This is a genomic window from Cupriavidus sp. 05L310 (assembly GCF_056398185.1).
In genome coordinates this window covers 1-17,270 of sequence record NZ_JBFTOX010000106.1, presented here as the reverse complement: position 1 = coordinate 17,270, position 17,270 = coordinate 1, and the positions used below count along the sequence as shown (strand labels likewise).

Annotated in this window: 17 protein-coding genes and 2 pseudogenes; 11 read left to right on the top strand and 8 right to left on the bottom strand. The window is 62.3% G+C overall.

Translation table 11 applies throughout. The annotated features are described in order from the left end of the window. On the top strand, positions 1 to 1,701 hold a 1,701-nt coding region (locus AC1DS6_RS41160), incomplete at its 5' end, for a DUF637 domain-containing protein (RefSeq protein WP_477104662.1). On the opposite strand, the gene AC1DS6_RS41155 is transcribed toward AC1DS6_RS41160, so the two are convergent. Next, on the bottom strand, positions 1,666 to 3,027 hold the full coding sequence (locus tag AC1DS6_RS41155; protein WP_477104661.1) for an IS4 family transposase: 1,362 nt from the start codon (positions 3,025 to 3,027) through the stop codon (positions 1,666 to 1,668). The two genes, AC1DS6_RS41160 and AC1DS6_RS41155, sit on opposite strands and share 36 nt — an antisense overlap. Positions 3,028 to 3,399: 372 nt before the next feature. Between AC1DS6_RS41155 and AC1DS6_RS41150 the strand changes: the two genes are divergently transcribed. The 9 genes and pseudogenes from AC1DS6_RS41150 to AC1DS6_RS41110 all read left to right on the top strand — a co-directional run bounded on the left by AC1DS6_RS41150 (position 3,400) and on the right by AC1DS6_RS41110 (position 9,459). Continuing rightward, positions 3,400 to 3,858 (top strand): hypothetical protein, encoded by a 459-nt coding sequence (locus tag AC1DS6_RS41150; protein ID WP_477104660.1) that lies wholly within the window; start codon positions 3,400 to 3,402, stop codon positions 3,856 to 3,858. A gap of 294 nt (positions 3,859 to 4,152) precedes the next feature. Continuing rightward, positions 4,153 to 4,353 (top strand): annotated as a pseudogene (locus tag AC1DS6_RS41145) (contact-dependent growth inhibition system immunity protein); the annotation flags it as partial. Positions 4,354 to 4,399: 46 nt separating this feature from the next. Continuing rightward, positions 4,400 to 4,963 (top strand): hypothetical protein, encoded by a 564-nt coding sequence (locus AC1DS6_RS41140; protein ID WP_477104659.1) that lies wholly within the window; start codon positions 4,400 to 4,402, stop codon positions 4,961 to 4,963. Between the two features lie 8 nt (positions 4,964 to 4,971). Continuing rightward, the gene (locus tag AC1DS6_RS41135) at positions 4,972 to 5,355 is read left to right on the top strand and encodes a hypothetical protein (protein ID WP_441637685.1); all 384 of its coding nucleotides are present in this window, start codon (positions 4,972 to 4,974) and stop codon (positions 5,353 to 5,355) included. Positions 5,356 to 5,424: 69 nt separating this feature from the next. Next, positions 5,425 to 5,715, top strand: a complete 291-nt coding sequence (locus AC1DS6_RS41130; protein WP_441637687.1) for a hypothetical protein — start codon at positions 5,425 to 5,427, stop codon at positions 5,713 to 5,715. A gap of 112 nt (positions 5,716 to 5,827) precedes the next feature. Further along, on the top strand, positions 5,828 to 7,924 hold the full coding sequence (locus AC1DS6_RS41125) for a DUF637 domain-containing protein (protein ID WP_477104658.1): 2,097 nt from the start codon (positions 5,828 to 5,830) through the stop codon (positions 7,922 to 7,924). An 8-nt stretch (positions 7,925 to 7,932) separates the two neighbouring features. Then, on the top strand, positions 7,933 to 8,223 hold the full coding sequence (locus AC1DS6_RS41120; RefSeq protein ID WP_477104657.1) for a barstar family protein: 291 nt from the start codon (positions 7,933 to 7,935) through the stop codon (positions 8,221 to 8,223). Between the two features lie 232 nt (positions 8,224 to 8,455). Next, entirely contained in the window at positions 8,456 to 9,004 is a 549-nt protein-coding gene (locus AC1DS6_RS41115; protein WP_477104656.1) for a hypothetical protein, read from the top strand. Then, positions 9,001 to 9,459, top strand: a complete 459-nt coding sequence (locus tag AC1DS6_RS41110) for a DUF2846 domain-containing protein (RefSeq protein WP_441636877.1) — start codon at positions 9,001 to 9,003, stop codon at positions 9,457 to 9,459. The genes AC1DS6_RS41115 and AC1DS6_RS41110 overlap by 4 nt, the downstream gene beginning before the upstream one ends. A gap of 108 nt (positions 9,460 to 9,567) precedes the next feature. Here the strand turns inward: AC1DS6_RS41110 and AC1DS6_RS41105 are convergent, their stop codons facing one another. Further along, on the bottom strand, positions 9,568 to 10,830 hold the full coding sequence (locus AC1DS6_RS41105) for a serine hydrolase domain-containing protein (RefSeq protein ID WP_477104655.1): 1,263 nt from the start codon (positions 10,828 to 10,830) through the stop codon (positions 9,568 to 9,570). A gap of 522 nt (positions 10,831 to 11,352) precedes the next feature. Here AC1DS6_RS41105 and AC1DS6_RS41100 point away from each other — a divergent pair. Further along, positions 11,353 to 12,528, top strand: coding sequence for an OpgC domain-containing protein (locus AC1DS6_RS41100; RefSeq protein WP_477104654.1), 1,176 nt, complete (start codon positions 11,353 to 11,355; stop codon positions 12,526 to 12,528). Positions 12,529 to 12,576: 48 nt separating this feature from the next. Here the strand turns inward: AC1DS6_RS41100 and AC1DS6_RS41095 are convergent, their stop codons facing one another. From AC1DS6_RS41095 to AC1DS6_RS41070, 6 genes and pseudogenes are all read right to left on the bottom strand, one after another. Further along, complete coding sequence (locus AC1DS6_RS41095; RefSeq protein WP_477104653.1) at positions 12,577 to 14,085, bottom strand: gamma-glutamyltransferase family protein; 1,509 nt, start codon at positions 14,083 to 14,085, stop codon at positions 12,577 to 12,579. 69 nt (positions 14,086 to 14,154) lie between these two features. Next, positions 14,155 to 15,696 carry a hypothetical protein gene (locus tag AC1DS6_RS41090; protein ID WP_441636883.1) on the bottom strand — a complete coding sequence of 514 codons (1,542 nt, stop codon included), beginning with the start codon at positions 15,694 to 15,696 and terminating at the stop codon, positions 14,155 to 14,157. Between the two features lie 224 nt (positions 15,697 to 15,920). After that, complete coding sequence (locus AC1DS6_RS41085) at positions 15,921 to 16,253, bottom strand: 2Fe-2S iron-sulfur cluster-binding protein (protein ID WP_477104663.1); 333 nt, start codon at positions 16,251 to 16,253, stop codon at positions 15,921 to 15,923. A 61-nt stretch (positions 16,254 to 16,314) separates the two neighbouring features. Beyond that, positions 16,315 to 16,638, bottom strand: a complete 324-nt coding sequence (locus AC1DS6_RS41080) for a ferredoxin (RefSeq protein ID WP_441636885.1) — start codon at positions 16,636 to 16,638, stop codon at positions 16,315 to 16,317. Between the two features lie 27 nt (positions 16,639 to 16,665). Continuing rightward, positions 16,666 to 17,031: a 2Fe-2S iron-sulfur cluster-binding protein gene (locus tag AC1DS6_RS41075; protein ID WP_441636887.1), complete on the bottom strand. Its 366-nt coding sequence runs from the start codon at positions 17,029 to 17,031 to the stop codon at positions 16,666 to 16,668. A 72-nt stretch (positions 17,032 to 17,103) separates the two neighbouring features. After that, positions 17,104 to 17,270: pseudogene (locus AC1DS6_RS41070) on the bottom strand (TenA family transcriptional regulator); the annotation flags it as partial.

Here is a 17,270-nt window from a genome sequence, read left to right as displayed (position 1 = left end):
GGCGGCTGGAGCGTGATCACCGGGACGGTGGTGCAGCCGGGCGGGTTCATGAGCGCGATGCACATGAACATCGAGGCCGACGCGATCAATGCGGTCAACGATGCGTTCCTGATCCGCGGCGCCGACGGCAGGGTGGACGAGGCCGCGACGCTGGCGCTGGTGAACCAGTTGAAGGCCAACCTCGGGCTGAACTACACCGAGGGCACGGTCGCCGACGACATCCACACGCGGTTCATCAAGGAGAAGAAGGGGTTCGGGCCGCTAGCCCAGATCGTGATGATGGTGGCCGCGGTGGCCATCTCGATCGCGACGGCGGGGGCTGCGGCAACCGCCCTGGGCGCGACCCTCTCGACGCTGACGCTCGGCCAGGCGATGGCTGTGGCCGCGCTCTCGAGCATGGCGGGCAGTGCCTTCAGCCAACTTGCTTCGGGGCAGGGCCTGGATTTCGGGAAGCTGGCAACCGCGGGTGCCATTGGCGCGATCACGGCCGGCTTGACCAATGGCATCACCTTCGACGGCAGCAGCTTCGGGGTGAGTGCATGGGGGGAGTCCCTGAAGGGAACGAGTACCCTGGCAAACCTCGCTGGCACGAACAGCATCGGTGGTGTCTTGCAGGCGGCGCAGGATGGCGCGACGGGGACGCTCGCTCAGCAAGCCGCGGGCTTCGTGGGCACGGGCTTGATCAATGCTGGCGTCAGTACGGCGTTCAACGGTGGCAGCTTCGGCAATGCGCTCAAGGGCAGCCTGGTGGCACAGGCGGCGGCGCTGGGAGCCAATAGTATCGGTGCGAACACCGATCCAGGCTCCTTCCAGAACATTCTCAGCCATGCGGCGCTCGGCTGTGTCGCGGGCGCGGCTGGCAGCGGGGACTGTGCGTCAGGTGCGATCGGCGGCGCAACCGGCGCAGTGATATCGCCGCTGGTTGGCGGGGCGTTGGGGATTGAGACGAACGCTGACCGTGCCAATTCGCTGAATCAAGCCATCGTGATCGGCGCGGCGATGTTGGCCGGGGGTGCCCTGGCCAACGCGCTGGGCCAGGACGGCATATCGGCAGCCTCCGCAGCGCAGAACGAGGCGGCCAGCAACTACCTGAGTGCCAAGCAGGAAAAGGGGCTGGTCGATGCGTTGAAGGCGTGTGCAGTGGGTGACACCGCGTGCGTGGCAACGTGGACGTCCTACTACGCCCGCACCAATGCCGAGCAGCAGCAGGGCGCAAAGGGATGTGCACTGGACAACTGCCAGACGATCCATGACGAGGCGCGTACTGCACCGGCAATCAATAGCGAAGCGAATCTGGCGACTTGCCAGGGTGTCGCCAGTTGTGTGTCCCTGCTGAACAGCTTGCCGTCGCAGAACTCATCGGCCGCAGCGACCGCCGTGCGGCGATGGAATGACACGTCCAATGCGCTGGCGCAGGCCAATACGCAGAAGGCACTAGTGGCGTCAGGCGCGTCCCCAACGACGACTGCGGTACTATCAGCAGTATCGCCAGTGGATGTTTCTGGGGTGATTGAGCGGGTCACAGGTGCGGCCGTCGCGGCGATTGGTGCAAAAGGCGCAGGTGAGGTTTCTTCTATAGGCGGAAAGACCTGTGTTTATAACTGTGTTGTTGATGGCGTGACTCGTTATATTGGAATAACCGACGACGTAGTTAAGCGCATCCGGTTATACACAAATGTCAGCATTGCCCTCGTTCCGTAGACAGCGCAGCGTTTTTGCGGCGACATGAACCTCTTTGAGTCCAAGCCAGATTGTTTTGACGCCGGGTTCGCCATCGCTCTTGCGGCCGAGGAATCCACCGAGGCGCGCGATCAAGCGCAGCACTTCATTGAGCTTCGGCGTTGCCGGTTGCCGTACTTTCGTCAGCAAGTAGGCGCCCCGAATTTCATCGGGATCAAAGAACAGCTCCGCGTCCAGATCAGGACAGGTTCGTCCCAGCCGCATCAGGTGAGCAACGCGCCACGCCACCACCATGAACAGCGCCAATGCGCGCTCAAGCCGTTCGACCGAGCCAAGCTGGAGCGCTTCAACGCGACACGCGTTTTTCAGGATATTGAACAACATCTCGATTTCCCAGCGCGCCCGGTACCAGTCAATCAATTCGACCGCCTCGTCCAAGGTCGTGGCAACGCGGTTGGTCAGCAAGCGCCATTCGATTGGCTTGACGCCGGGTGGCGCATCGAATTCGCGCGCGACAAGGCAGGTGGCGGCGACGCTCTTGCCTTTTCCCGCGGGCAGTTCAACCCGCTGCATCCACACGTGCTGGCGTACAGTGCGCGCCTTGATGCCGTGTCGCGATCCCAGCGTGAATGCGATCTGCCCTACCGCCTGCGCACTTGTGGTGCGCTCCCACAGCTTGTCGCCTTCCGGCAGACAGCGGTTGTGGGCGGCCCGTACCAGCCAGTCGGCTGGCGTGCCCAGCGCTTGGGCATGCAGCATCAGCGCCATCAGGTCGGCTTCGCGGTCGGCCACATACACCAAGCGCGTAGCCGGCAGACTCGCCGCCATCTCCGCAATGCGCTCGTAGCCTTCGAGCCAGCGCAGGCTCTCCTTGGGTCCGCCGCGCTTGCCAAATTTTTCCTTCTTCTCGCGTGCCCACATCCACGCGTCCAGAATGCCCAGCGGCTCGCGCTGCGGCGTGACCGCGTAAGTCGGATGCAGATACATGCCGCGCTGCGCTTCGTAGCTCAGCGGTCCGAGCCCGGTTGCACCCTGGCCGTTGAAATCAAGTTCGGTAGTGTCTTGAAGGCAAAGGATGACAGGATGGGCTTCCATCCGCTTTTGTGTCTGCTGCCAGTGCGGCGCCAAGATCGCGCGCCAGTCGATGCTGTCGTTATCAAAAAAGCGATACGCCGCCATCGTTTCGCCCCAGCCCCGACATGCCTTCGGCACGCTGGCCATCGGGTCGGCCGCCAATCGTTCCATCAATATCCTTGCTCGCTTGTCCAGGCGCGCATCGCCGAGGTCGAGTTGCTCGAATTCCGTCTCTGCCCAGTGCGTCGATTCGGTTGCCAAGGCGTCACGCAAAAGCAGAGAGTAAACGCCAAGTGCCGCAAGTTTACAAGGGCCACGCCAGCCTATTGAACGTAAGCGCTCCTCCCCGAGGCCGGGCGGTGGTGGTCAGAGTTGTGTATAACCGCATGAGTTAAGCGTGGTCAATCTCACCTAAGAGAAAAAGGTATCGTAGTTGACAGAATAGAAGGGTTACGGGACCTGTCACGTGCCGATGCTAGAGCCGTTGAGCAAACGCTGATTAATTACCACGGCCTTGGTAAGGATGGTGGGTCGTTAGTCAATAAGATAAACTCAATATCGGCGGTTAAAAACAAGACCAAGTATGAGCAAGGGTTGATTCGCGGTGCTGAGCTGTTGAAAAAAGCTGGGTACGAAGGATTTTAAATGGCTAGGAAGGTAAGGTTGGGCGACATTTTGCAGGTTTTAACTTCGCGGGGTGTCGCATATGCGCAAGTTACGCATAAGCACCCGGAGTTTGGGTTTTTAATTCGTGTTTTTAATGGGTTTTATAATGAGCAACCAAAAGATTTTTCGGTCGTGGTTGACTGTGAGCCGCAGTTTTCCGCATTTTTTGTTGTTCAAGGCGCGGTAAATCAAGGCCTCTTGTCCGTTGTGGCAAATGTTCCGGTTCCGGAAAGTTTAAAGGTATTTCCTACGTTTCGTTCCAGAAATGGAGGAAAGGGGGGCTCTATATGGCTTTGGAGTGGAGGCGAATCAATTCGACTGGAGGGGGGTATTAGCTCCGAAGAGCTGAAACATTCCACAAGAGGAATTATCAGTGCTCCATTGCTTATTGAGCGTATTGAAAATAACTACAGAGCGGAGACCCATGAGGTCTGGTGAGCGGTTAATCGTTGTGTTCTGTGGCGGAGAAATTATAAAAACATCATGGAGTTGATATTTAAATATAATCGCGAGAGAGAAGGGCTACGCGACATTCAGTATCTATTCGATTTGGATGCGGGCAACGAAACTGCCATAGTAGATGCTTTAGCGCATAGCTGATTTGTTCTGCCTGCTCCTCGACAGCCCGAGGTGACGTTTGACGCCGATCTCTACGACTACAAGAAAGGCATCGAGCGATATGCCGAGTGGACGAAGGCGCTGATGGAAAACTACGGGTAAAAAACCAAGCGAGCGCTCTTCAAGGCTATGAAGAGCTGCGACATTGAAGAGCGGGAAGGCATGATCACCATTGGTCCGAACAACCATGAAAAGCTAGAGGCATGGGGGCGAGAAAAGGGCGATGGAATCGAAGACGTGGTTATTGCCGCGAGTAGTAGTCATGCAGAGATCGGTGCAGCACTCCGCCTAGCGTTCAGCCGCTGCACGGGATAGCCGCACACCCGACCGTGCAGGTGGCGGCAGCGTGGATTGCCAGGTCTTGGACAAGAGCTGGCAAATTGCGCAGTCCAAGGCGCAGGGCCTTGAGGTGCCAGCATTTGCGCCCGATGATTTGATCGGAACGGGGCTGGTCAAGGGGTTGCTGACGGGTACACTCAAAGGTATTGGCCTGTTGGGTGTGACGAAGGTTGTTCCAGTCGATGCTGCGAAAGTTTTGGGCGAGCGGCTTGCCACAAGCAGTGGGGCAACAGGGACGGTATGGGATGCGATAACAGCGACACAGTCGACTTATCCTGGTTCCGTGATTCCAAAGTCCTTTGAGATGTCGCTGCCCAATGGGCAAAGTGTTTGGGTGCATGGAAATGCAACGGAGCATTTGGCGGAGTACGCCCAGATGATCGCAACGAGCAATCCTCCGGGTGTTGTCCGGCTAACGACGCAACAGCAACTTGCGAGCTTGCAGGGAGCGGTGAACACGGCGACCCAAGGTGGGGTGCCATATAACCAATTATTGAATGTTGGTGGCTGGGAGCTGAAGTTTGCGCCCCCGCGGCAACCGGGGCAAATTCCGGCCCTTATCCATGCACTTCCCGTCGGAGAGTAAATTAAGAAATGGAAATCAAGATCGAAAGGCCGCTTCGTCTGCACCTTGATGTTGTTGAGATGGACGAACATGTGCCGTCAATGAAAACGCAGATCATCGTTGAAGTACAACAGTTTGGACACAGGTTGGAGTATTACGGGAGTTCGTGGTTTGACTGCACCGTTTGGGACACGTTTGTCGAGGGCCTAAGCAGTCTGGAGGTGAGAGAAGCCAATCTTGTGGATATGGGAGGTCACTTCGTCTTGAGGCTCGGCGTAGTCAATGGAAAGCCATATATATTGTGGGAAATGAAGAAGGTCGACGTATCGGGTGCAATATCTACAGCCACGTTCCGCTCATCGATTGATGACGATACCTTTGCGCATGTGAAACGTCAGTTCGAGGAGTTCTGACGCTGGTGATAGTTGCTGGACCATGGTGCTTATTCCGGGCCTTGGTGCGAACCCTGCGGGACGTGTGAAATGAGAGCGATCAAACTGATGGCAGACTATCAATGCTTCCCGCTGTGGGAGGCATCGCCCGGCGAGGTCGGCAATATTGATCCGGAGGGATTGCCAATCTGGCAGGACCTTAAGACGAAGCTTGCCAATTGGGCACGCCAGTATGACGAAACCCTAAACATGGACTATCCGCCGGATTCCGGATTCGAAAATGCCGCGGTGGAGGCCCAGTTCAAGCAAGAAGGTTATCTTCTTGCCGACCGGTTAAGAATGGAGCTGGGGCCAGAGTATGAAATAAAGATCCGTCTGTAGCCGACAAGCAGTATCAAACGAACCCCGCTTCGGCTGGATTCGTCGCTTCTGGCGGGGAGATCGGCACGTAGCGAGCACGGCGTGCCAGACGGTCAATGCACTGGTGCCGCAGGTGTACCTGCCGGAAGGCTATGCGCAGGCGCTGACCAAGCCGACCGGCGGCACCATCGCCGGCGACAACGTCTCGCTGGACATCGCGGGCCAACTGCGCAACAGCGGGGTGATCACGGCGGGCGACACGCTGAACGTGAAGGCGGGCAGTATCGATGCGGCCCCCAACATGGTGGACATCGGCACGTCGGCCTACCGGGTGCAGGGCGGCTGGAGCGTGATCACCGTGACGGTGGTGCAGCCGGGCGGGTTCATGAGCGCAATGCACATGAACATCGAGGCGGACAGCATCAATGCGGTCAACGATGCGTTCCTGATTCGCGGCGCCGACGGCAGGGTGGACGAGGCCGCAACCGTGGCTCTAGTCAATCAGCTGAAGGCCAATCTCGGGCTGAACTACACCGAGGGCACGGTAGCCGACGACATCCACACGCGGTTCATCAAGGAGAAGAAGGGGTTCGGGCCGCTGGGGCAGATCGTGGCGATCGCGGCGGCGGTGGCGATTTCGATTGTGACGGCGGGGGCCGGGGCGGTGGCCGTGACTGCCGCCTTTGGCGCAACCTTCGCTGCCACGGCGGCGGGTGCGGCGATGTCGCTCGCGGTGTCGGGGCTGATTGCCGGCACGCTCTCCAGCATGGCGAGCCAGTTGATCCTGACGGGGTCGCTGAATATGGGCGCGGCGCTCAAGGCGGGCGTGGTGTCGGGGGTGACGGCTGGGCTGACGCAGGGCGCGCTGGGTGCGCTGGACCTTGGTGGCGCAGGTGTGACCAGCATCGGCCAGAACATAGCCAAGGGCAGCTGGGAGGCGGTGCAGGCCAACCTTGGCAGCTATATCCAGGCGAGCGTGGTGCGCTCGGTGATCAGCGCCGGGGTCAACACGGTGGCGTACGGCGGCAGCTTCGGTCAGGCCTTTGCGAACGGGCTGGTGCGGGATGTGGCGGCGGTGGGTGCGAATGCCATTGGCGTGACATTGCCGGGTATTGGCATGGTCGGTGCGACTGCAGACACGATATTGGCGAATGCGGCCGGTCATGCGCTGCTGGGGTGCGCCGCACAGAGCCTGTTGGGTGGGGATTGTGCGGGTGGTGCGATTGGTGGGGCGGCCAGTGCGATTGCGGCGCCACTTATCCGGGATACGGTGTACGCCGACAGTCCGGTGCTGAACTACAGCGACGACAAGGTCCGCCAGGCAATAACAGTGGGGCTGGCGACGCTGATTGGTGGTGCTGCCGGCGCGGCCCTCGGTACGGACGCGACCTCCGCCGCGTTGGCGGCGCAAAACGAATCGCTGAACAATGCGACTTCGCAGGGGCCGACACGCGGGATCGCCGCTCGTGAAAATGCGCGGTTGACGGCGCAGTGCGGGGCGGCGTGTAGGCAGGAGGACTTCCAGCGCATCGATACCCAGGTACGGCAGGTGGAAGCAGCGGCGACGCTGGCGCGGATGAATAATCTGACACCAGAGCAGGCGCTGAAGCTGGGTGACATGTTGATCAGCCTGCTGCCGCTGTACGGCACACCGGCAGCGCTTTACCAGGCGGTCACCGGTCAAGGTCTGAGCGGCCAGCCACTGGGCACAGCGGAGCGCTGGCTGATGGGTATCGCTGGCGTACTACCAGTGGCCGGGGTAGCCTATAGCAAGCTGAGTGAGTTTGTGGCGGCTCGGGGGGCGGTGGCCACAAATAGTGCGGTTGTAACGACCGAAGGGACAGCGAACGCCTCTACATACGCGGGATTGAAGCTTGATCTTAAAACAACCCAGGCAGCCAATGACGTTGTGGATAGTCTTCGTGCGACTGGTCAACTTCCGGGCAATTATGTTACGAAAGCGGAAGCGGCTCAGCACGGGTGGCAACCAGGAAAAGCGCTGAACAACAGTGTAGCTGGTGGACAATTAGGAGGGGACGTGTTCGCAAATTCAACGAACGTGCTGCCATCCGCTTCTGGTCGGATTTGGTACGAGGCAGATATTGGGTTGAGTAATACCATGTCTCGTAGCAATCAGCTTGGCACAAGGCTGTTGTATTCTAGCGATGGATTGTTATATATTACAGCTGACCATTATAAAACAGTGACGAAAATCGGGAATTGGAAATAAGGTGTGTGATGAAAATCCAGATAAATGGCGAAATGGTGAAAAGCGAAATGGATTTCCATCGTGAGCTGGCATCCGCTCTTGGTGTTGAGTCGTTTTACGGTTATAACTTGGACGCTTTATGGGATCTGCTCAGCTCCAGCGTGGAGAGGCCTATTTGTTTAAGGTGGGTTAATGCAAGTACCTCAAATAGATTTATGGGTAGAACGTACCAGGATATTATTGATATTTTGGAAAGAGTGAGAATTCAAGATGAGAGATTCGGTTGGGTCGATAAATTTACCTATACAATCGACTTGTAGCCACAAATAGTGGGGCCAACCCACTCCGGCGGGCATAAGCGGACGCCCAATGGCTTGATTGCACAGTCTGGAGTTACTGCACAAGACACAACCTTGCCCAAGGTGGCAACGACACTGAACGCGAATGGCTTGACGGCGAAAGCCGTAAACGGCGTGACGCTGGAGTAACTGGCTGCGGCAACAGCGAGCGGAGATCCGGCCATCGTGGCTATGCAGTTGACCCGTAGGGGACATGCCGTGGTCGTTGATGGTGTCGCGCGGTACCGGCCGCCACGCCGGTGGACAACCCGACCAGGCCGTGGCAGTTCAACCCGGTCATCGTCGCCACGCCCACGCATTTCCCGAAGTATGGCTTCAAAAGAATTTCATAATGTCTCCATTATTTTCTCTACGTCTTCGTCGCCGCTGGCCGGTGTTCGGCGCCAGCCTTGCGCTGCTCGGCTGCGCCCCAATGATCGCAACGGCACCCTCAAGCGTCGAGCTCGCCCAGGACGGGGCTGCGGCTCACTCCATACAACTCTTGGCGCCTGCGTTCGTCCGGCTTGATACCGGTTATACCCGCCAGCTCGCGGCGCATTCCGTCTGGAAACGGGGGGGCCGTTTGCCGCAAGGGGAAGTCTACCGGCCGGTCGGAACGATTTTCACGATTGAAGGCCGTCAGGTCCACGAAGCCTACCTGGTGCTCAAAGACAACAAGCTGGTGGGCTTCTATTTGCCGGGGGAGCAAAACTATTCCCCGCTTTCAACCGCAGTACCCCTGACCTTGGGAGAAATTGAATGAAACGCGTTGTACGTATGGTAATTGGAGGAATGGCGATATCGTTCCTGATGGCGGGTTGCGCGTCGGGCGTGAAGCATTCCGAGATGGCGGCCTCTATCCCAACGATCAAGCCCGGGGAAGGTCGCATCTATTTCTTGCGCTCGGCATCCATGTTCGGCGCCGCGATTCAACCCGACCTTCGCCTCAATAGCCAGGTCGTCGGGGAATCCAAGCCCGGTGGCTTCTTCTTCGTGGATCGTCCGGCCGGCAAATACGTCGCCTCGGCATCGACGGAAACGGAGAAGACGCTCAGCTTCGTTCTCGATGGTGGGGAAACCAAATACGTGCGCAGTTCGCCGTCGATTGGCCTGATGGTCGGCCGCGTAGTGCTGGAGTTGGAGACGCCGGACAAAGCCAAGGAGGAGCTGTCTTCCCTGAGTTATACCGGGGACGTAGCGAAGACCTCGGCAAAATGAGCTAGCGACCCAGCCGGAGCTACACCGAAGGCACGGCAGCCGACGACATCCACACACGCGTCAATCCGAACTCAGGCTCGACATCGTGTGTCACGGCTCGCCGGGCGCTTAGCGTGCTCCGCCCCCCGCCTCCGTGATCGCGCTGTAGACCAGTGTGCGCAGTTGGCGGCGCACCGGGTAGGCGGAGGAGGGCAGGAGCTGGGTCAGGAACAGTCCGATCAGGTCCTCCTGCGGATCGACCCAGAAGAAGGTGCTGGCAGCGCCGCCCCAGAAGAAGTCGCCGGCGCTGCCGGGGATCAGGGTGGCCGCCGGCGCCACCGTGGTGGCGAAGCCGAGTCCGAAGCCGACGCCATCATAGTTGGCCTCGCTGAACATCGAGCGCGACATGCGTGGCAGGTCCACCCCGCCGGGTAGATGGTTGGATGTCATCAGCGTCAGCGTTTTCGTCCCCAGCAGACGCACTCCGTCCAGTTCGCCGCCTTGCAGCAACATGCGCGCGAAGCGCATGTAGTCGGCGGCGGTCGACACCAGGCCGCCGCCGCCGGAGATGAAGCCGGGCGGCTTCAGGTAGGGGCTGGTGAGGGGATCGTCCTGCAGTACCGGCTCGCGCGTGGATACCACCTTCGAACCAAGCGTGCCGACGGCGTAGCAGGCGCAAAAGCGCGAGGCCTTCTCTTCCGGCACGTGGAAGGCGGTATCAACCATGCCTAGCGGATCGAATATCCGTTCTTTCAGGAAGGTCTCGAAAGGGATTCCGCTGACCTTGCCGACGAGGTAGCCAAGCACGTCGGTGGAGACCGAGTAGTTCCAGGCCTCGCCCGGCGAGAACTCGAGCGGCAGCTTGGCCAGCTTTTCGATCATGTCGTCGAGCGTGCCGTCGGTGGCGAGTTCGCCCAGCTTCAGCTTGCGGTAGGCCGCGTCGACGTTGGTGTTTTGCTGGAAGCCATAGGTCAGGCCGGAGGTGTGGCGCAGCAGGTCGACCACCAGCATCGGGCGCGTAGCCTGGCGCGTCTGGAAGCTCTCCATGAAGCCGCCGTTGTAGACACCGAGGTTTTCCCATGCCGGAATGTACTTGCCGACCGGATCGTCCAGGGCGATCTTGCATTCCTCGACCAGCATCATGACTGCCACCGAGGTGACGGGCTTGCTCATCGAGTAGATGCGGAAGATCGAATCCTCGGCCAACGGAACCTGCCGCTCGCGGTCGGCCAGGCCCAGCGCCGAGTTCAGGACCAGTTCGCCGCGCCGCCACACCTGGATGAGGGCCCCGGGCAGCTTGCCGGTCGCGACATAGGCTTCGTCGACGAAACGTTCGACCCGGTCGAGCCGCTCCCGGGACATCCCCTGCGTTTTCCTGCCTTGCATATCCATGTCTCCTCCTGGTTATTGCCTTCATGTCCTTGAGCTACCCGGCGATGTGACGAAGTCCCAGGCGTTGGCGCCGAACACGACATAGAACAGGAAGGCCCTGTTGTCGCACGCCTGATGGAAATCACGAGTCCGGTCGGATAGCGCGTTGTTGTGGTCCTCGGCTTGTGCGCGGTGTTATGAGGCCGATGATAGCCGATCCCTCTGGAACGACAGGGCAGGCTCTTCCCGCACCCTGGCTCCTGCCTCTCCCTAGGGTAATCCCCAATATGCCGTATCATCTCGCCCTGGCGCCGCTTTGCCAGGGCTGTTTGCCGTCCTCGCCAGCGTGCACGTCCGTCGCACTTTTTCCGGTATTCAGGGACAAAGCCATGTGACGGCCCAGCAGCATGCTGAACGCCAACCGGCCGCGTTCAGGTGCTGAACCATACATATTGAATAAACAGGGGCCAGGGATTGGTGGCCTCGGAGACATCCGGACGCTTTGTCGGGGCCCCGGATTGCCAGGTATTCCAGGAGTTGCTTTTGTCCAAGATCGAAACCCAGCGCAGAACTGAGGTTGACCTGATTCGCGGCATCGCGCTGATCTTCATTGTGGTGGACCACGTGAACGGCAGCGTGCTGGCCGATTACACCATCCGCAATTTCGCGTTCTTCGACGCGGCGGAGATTTTTGTCTTCCTGGCCGGCTATTCGGCAGGGGCGGCCTACATAGCCATGGAGGCGCGGCATGGCGCATCCGCCGCGCAGAACCGCCTGATCCGCCGCAGTTGGGAGATCTACAAGGCGTTCGTGCTGACCGGCGTGCTGATGCTGGTCTTCGGCTTGCTGCTGGCGCTGGCGCGGGTGCCTGCGCCGGCGATCCGTTCCACGGAGGCGCCGGTCTTCATGGCGCATCCGTTCAGCACGCTGATCGAGGTGTTCAGCGTGGCGCGGCAGCCCTTTGTCTCCGACGTGCTGCCGATGTACGCGGTCTTCATCCTGTTCGCGCCGCTGGCAATCCGTATGGCGCGGGCCATGCCCCTGACTTTTGTCGGCGCGAGCGCGTTGCTCTGGCTGATGGCGCCGATGCTCACCCCGCTGCTGCCGAGCAGCGATGGCAATGGCTGGAGCTTCAACCCGTTCGCCTGGCAACTGCTGTTCGGCCTGGGCCTGATGGCGCGCCTGCGGCCCGATATCATCCTGCCGCGCCAGGCGCTGGTGCGCTGGGTTGTGACAGGGCTGGCGGTGGCGGTGACGCTGGCCTGCGTGTTGCTGGCCTACCTGTGGATGCGCCCGCATGTGTACGAGCCGTGGCTGCCCGCGTGGCTGCCGACCATGGTGTTCCCGCTGCCCAAGAAGAGCCTGGCGGCGCTGCGCATCGTGAGCTTTCTCGGGCTGGCCTGGTTGTGCTACCTCGCGGTGCGCGCGGGCTGGGTGGCGCGGCTGGCATCGGTGATGGGGCCGGTCGTGCAGATCGGCCGCCACAGCCTGTTCTGTTTTGTCTTCGGCGCAGTGGTGTCGGTGGTGATCGAGGGCTTTACCCACGGCATTGCCGGCGGGCGGCCTTCGCGGCCCATCGCGCTGGGTGGCGACATCGTGGCGGTGGCGCTGCTGCTGGTGATCGGCGGCTGGTACGGGCGGCGCAAGGAAGAGAGGAAAGAGGCGCGGAGAGAAGAGAGCAAGGAAGGGCGGAAGGAAGGGCGGAAGGCGCTCGCCTAGGGCGCCTTTGGTCCGGCCGGTCGTGCGGCCTGCGCGCCGGGCGGGGCTCTACCCGCCCAGCGCGATGCCGTCCTTGCGTTTGTCCGAGGCGCCGAGCAGCGCGCCCGACGCGTCGCGCATGACGATCTGCGCGCCGCCGAAATCGCTGCGCCCGCCGAGTTCGCCCAGGCCGGCGGGGTCCGCGTAGCCAGCTTCGCGCAGGGCCCGCACGATGTCCGGCGGCATGCCGGCTTCGATGGCAAGGGCGGTATCGGATTCAAGGCGCCAGCGCGGCGCGTCGAGCGCAGCCTGCAGCGGCTGGTGCCAGGCGGCCAGCCTGACCAGCAACTGCAGCTGGCCCTGCGGCTGCATCAGCCCGCCCACCACGCCGAATCCGGCGTGGAAGCGGCCGCCGCGCAGCGCCGCGCCGGGCACCACGGTGTGATAGGGGCGCTTGCCGGGGGCAGGGCTGTTGATATGGCCGGGGCCCGCAAAGCCGAAGCCGCGGTTCTGCAGCACGAAGCCGCAACCGGGCACGGCAATGCCCGAGCCGAAGCGCTTGAAGATGCTGGTCATCAGCGTGACCGCCAGTCCGTCGCGATCCACCACCACGGTGCAGACGGTGTTGCCGGCCGGGTCCGCCACGGTTTCGCTGGCGTACCGCATGGCGCGGCCCATGGCCTGCACGGTACGTACCACGGCTGCGGGATCGTCCTGCGCCAGCATGGCGGGATCGAGTTCCCCCAGTTCGTCCAGCGCATGCAGGATGGCGACGCCGTGTGTGTTGGGCGGACATTCGAGGATCGTCAGGCCGCGAAAGCCGGTGGAGACGGGGGTGCAGAAATCGCCCCGGTGGGCCGCGAAGTCGGCCGCTGCCAGCGCGCCGCCGGCATGGCGGCTGGCCGTTTCGGCGGCCTGGGCGGGTTTGCCGAGGTAATAGGCATCGGCGCCTTCGGCGGCGATAGCGGCCAGTGTGGCGGCCAGCTCCGGATTGCTGAAGGTTTCGCCGGCGGCCGGGGGCCGGCCAGCGCGATACAGCGCGGCGCAGACCGGATCTTGATGCAGCACGCGGTCGAACAAGGCCCATTCCCGCGCCGCCACCGGCGCTACCGCGAAGCCGTCGCGCGCCAGCGCGATGGCGGGGGCGAACAGCCGCTTCCACTCCAGCCGGCCGTAGCGGCGGTGCAGGTCTTCCCAGCCGCGCACCGCGCCGGGCGTGGTCAGCGACAGGGCGTGGCGTTCGGGGATGCGCTGCCTGGGCAGTGCCGCCAGCGCCTCCATCGGGAACGCGGCGGGTGCGCGGCCGGTGCCGTTGTAGCTCACGGCGTGGCCATCGGGCTCGACGATCATGGCCAGCATGTCGCCACCGATGCCGGTGGCCATCGGCTCCACCACGCCCAGGATGGCATCGGCCGCGAGCGCCGCGTCGATGGCGCTGCCGCCTTCGCGCAGTACCTGCAGCGCGGCCTCGGCGGCGAGCGGGTGGCCGGTGGCGACCATGCAGTGCGCGGCGCGCACGCCTTCGCCGCCGGCGATGGCAGGGGTGGCGGCAGGATTGGCGAAAGCTGTCGTTCTCATGCGTGGCGTTCCAGGGGAATCAGATTCGTTTCAATCGGGTTTGACGCAGCGGCATGCGTGAGCGGTTCCTCACCGCCACAGCACCACGGCGCACATCGTCGATACGGCAAGACCCGCCAGCACCGGTATCAGCAACGCCCGCACCGCATCGAGCACCGGCACGCGCGCGAAACCGGTGATGGCCACCAGCGAGGACCAGGCAATCAGCGTGCCGCCACCGGTCCAGACCGCGCCCATCTGGCCCACCGCGCACAGCGTGGCTGCGTCGATGCCGACGGTCGGGCCCAGCGCGCCGGCCAGCGTGCCGGTCAGCGGCAGGCCGGCAAAGCCGGAGCCGTCGATGCCGGTGATCATGCCCACCAGCAGCACGCCGAAAGCCACCATGACGTGGTTGTTGGGAATCCATTGTCCGGCGCCCTGGATCAGTTCGAACAGCAGGCTCGGCGCATGGCCGGGGCCGATGTGCAGGATGGCGCCGGCGGTATCGCCCGCGCCGATAAAGAAGAAGCCGGCGATCGGCAGCACGGAGCCCATCGCCTTGAAGGCAAAGACAAAACCATCGGTGATGTGCTCCGCGCTGACATCCAGCATCTTGCGCGGGCCCTCGGCCGCCAGCGTGCACAGGATCATCAGCAGCGCTGCCATGCCGCCGACCATGGCGGCCGCCTCGCCGCCCTTGAGTTCGGCCACGCCCAGGCCCAGCCTGGGCACGACCATCAATGCGATCACGGCGGCGAACGCTAACGGCGTCAGCACGGCAAACACCTTCGACCACTTGATCTGGCGAAGCTCCACCATCGACAGGCTGCGCGCGATATTGGCATCGGTGCCGAGCGGCTCGTCGTGCGCGGTGCCGCGCGCCAGTGCGCTCTTGTCGAAGCTGCCGGCGGCTTCGGTGCCGGCCAGGCTGGCATCGGGCGCGCGGCCTTGCCAGCGGGCCAGGTGGCCGGCATTGGCGGGACGGATCTGGGCGCGGATGGAAAAATAAGCCATCGTGAGCGCGATGCCGCCGGTGATCAGCGACAGCACCAGCGCGCGGTCCGCCACCATGGCGGCGCTGACCGCGGCCCCGGCTGCCTTGGCGCTGATGCCCGGCGCCACCCCGATCACATAGTCGGACGACAGCGCGGTACCCTGGCCCGCGATGGCGATCGCCATGGCGCCGGCCAGCGGCGGCAGGCCGGCGGCGATCGCGGCGGGCAGCAGGATGGCGGATACCAGGGGGATGGCAGGCGTGGGCCAGAAGAACAGCGAGATGGTGTACGTGATGGCGGCCAGCATGAAGTAGGCAGCGTGGCCGTTCTTCATCACTGCGCGGAAGGGCTCCACCATGCGCACGTCGGAGCGCAGCGCCTTGAGCGAATTGAGCAGCGCCGTCATCAGCGCGATCACCAGGAAGATATTGAACAACTCGCGCGCCGCCACGAAGCTGGCGTTGAAGATGCTGGCCAGCGCACTGACCGGGCTATGGGTCCAGGCCAGCGTGACGAGGAAGGTCGCGACGATCGCGGGCACGACCACGTTGGCGCGAAACACCATCGTCAGCACGATGGCAAGGACGCCGGCGAGGTAGACCCAGTGGGCCGCGCCCAGGGCGATATGTGATTCCATTTTGGGGCTTGTCTCCTGTGCCGGCGTGGCTGGGTGGGGGCCGCCGGTCTGTGCCGAGGGGGCATCGTAGCTGGCCTGGCACCGGCGCGGCAACCCATGGCGTGGCCGCCCTGCGCGCAAGTGCGCGGCAGTTCCCCTTCATGGCCGCCATGCGCGCGTTGCGTCACGTTGCGGCCGGGTGCCGTGCCTGCGCCGGGGCGGGCAGGCCACGGCGACTGGCGCACTTATCCGGCGACTGTCCCGACGGCCTGCGCCGGGCTCACCTGGACTTCCCAGGACACGCTGATATCGCCGTTGACGAAGGTCTGGCAGGCCATGCGGTAGCCTTCGCCAAACTGCGCCTCCGTCAGATGCTTGCGTTCCTTGGGCTTGATGGCGTCGGTGAACGCCAGTCCGCGTTCGATCTTGCACTTGCAGGTGCCGCACAGGCCGCCGCCGCACTTGAAGGGGATGCCGCCTTTCTCGCGCAGGGAAACGCGCAGCAGGTTGCTGTTCTCGGGGGCGCTGACGACCTTGCCGCCGTTGCTGACAAAGGTGATTTCAATCATGGAAACGATCCGATTGCATGAGGGGGCTGCCCGGCGCTATGCCGGCCATACTCGGTTTATTCAGCGCGCGCTATTCACGCCTTACCAGTGAGATGTCCATGCTGCCGAAGGTGGACAGGCGCTTGAGCTCGTCGCGGGCTTCCTGCAGCGTGTCGAACTTGTCGAGGAATTTCGAGGGCACGTAATTGATGGCCGGCGCCTGCCGGCTGGCGGCATCGGCATCCTGGCCGGATTCCTCTATCACCTTCACCTTGACCGGATGCGCCATTTCGGCGATGACGAAGTGCGCGGTCTTGCGGCCGTAGAAGAGATAGTCGTATGCCTCGACGGCCACCAGCCCCTCGACCAGTTCGGTCCTGAATTGCCCCGGTTTGCTGCTGAGTATCACGTACATGACTGCGCTGCCTGGTGGTTGCTGGTGTTACTGCGGGCTGGCCGGGATGCAAGCTTGCGCAACGTTGGCCACACTGCTCGCCGTGGCGTTCTCCACCGGCAACTCGTCCTGGCTGAGCTCGATGTCGTGCTCCAGCCAGATCTGGCAGGTCAGGCGATAGCCCTGTTCCAGCCGCTCGCCCAGTTGCTTCTTTTCCTTCCAGTTCGGAGGCGGCAGGTGCTCGCCGCCGGCGATCACGCGGCAGGCGCACTTGGAGCATTTGCCCATGCCGCACTCGTAGCGCAGGTTCGGATAGGGAAACTGCTTGATCCCCGCGCGCACCACCAGGTTGGTGCTGGGCTTGACCTCGTCCTCGAAGGTCTGGCCGTTCTTGTGAAATACGACTTTCGGCATACAACGTTTCCGCAAGCGGTCTGTGAGGGGGAGCGGCCGGGGCAATGCGCCCGGCCTCGCTTTATTGCGGGCTCAGGCGGCCATGCCCAATTCAGGCAGGGAGATCTCCTGGGCGACGTAGTCGTGATAGAGCGCGGTGGTGTAGAGCAGGCGCATCTGTGCGCCGATCTCGCAGATTTTCAGGCAGCGCTGCTGCAGCTCGGGCGTGTCGGCGTGTTCCAGCACGATCTGGTAGCCGC

Coding starts and splice junctions, on each gene's coding strand:
- AC1DS6_RS41090 (WP_441636883.1), bottom strand. CDS start 15,696: ATGGAATCACATATCGCCCTGGGCGCGGCCCACTGGGTCTACCTCGCC.
- AC1DS6_RS41105 (WP_477104655.1), bottom strand. CDS start 10,830: ATGGATATGCAAGGCAGGAAAACGCAGGGGATGTCCCGGGAGCGGCTC.
- AC1DS6_RS41115 (WP_477104656.1), top strand. CDS start 8,456: ATGCCGTGGTCGTTGATGGTGTCGCGCGGTACCGGCCGCCACGCCGGT.
- AC1DS6_RS41150 (WP_477104660.1), top strand. CDS start 3,400: ATGGCTAGGAAGGTAAGGTTGGGCGACATTTTGCAGGTTTTAACTTCG.
- AC1DS6_RS41080 (WP_441636885.1), bottom strand. CDS start 16,638: ATGTACGTGATACTCAGCAGCAAACCGGGGCAATTCAGGACCGAACTG.
- AC1DS6_RS41120 (WP_477104657.1), top strand. CDS start 7,933: ATGAAAATCCAGATAAATGGCGAAATGGTGAAAAGCGAAATGGATTTC.
- AC1DS6_RS41135 (WP_441637685.1), top strand. CDS start 4,972: ATGGAAATCAAGATCGAAAGGCCGCTTCGTCTGCACCTTGATGTTGTT.
- AC1DS6_RS41095 (WP_477104653.1), bottom strand. CDS start 14,085: ATGAGAACGACAGCTTTCGCCAATCCTGCCGCCACCCCTGCCATCGCC.
- AC1DS6_RS41130 (WP_441637687.1), top strand. CDS start 5,425: ATGAGAGCGATCAAACTGATGGCAGACTATCAATGCTTCCCGCTGTGG.
- AC1DS6_RS41075 (WP_441636887.1), bottom strand. CDS start 17,031: ATGCCGAAAGTCGTATTTCACAAGAACGGCCAGACCTTCGAGGACGAG.
- AC1DS6_RS41110 (WP_441636877.1), top strand. CDS start 9,001: ATGAAACGCGTTGTACGTATGGTAATTGGAGGAATGGCGATATCGTTC.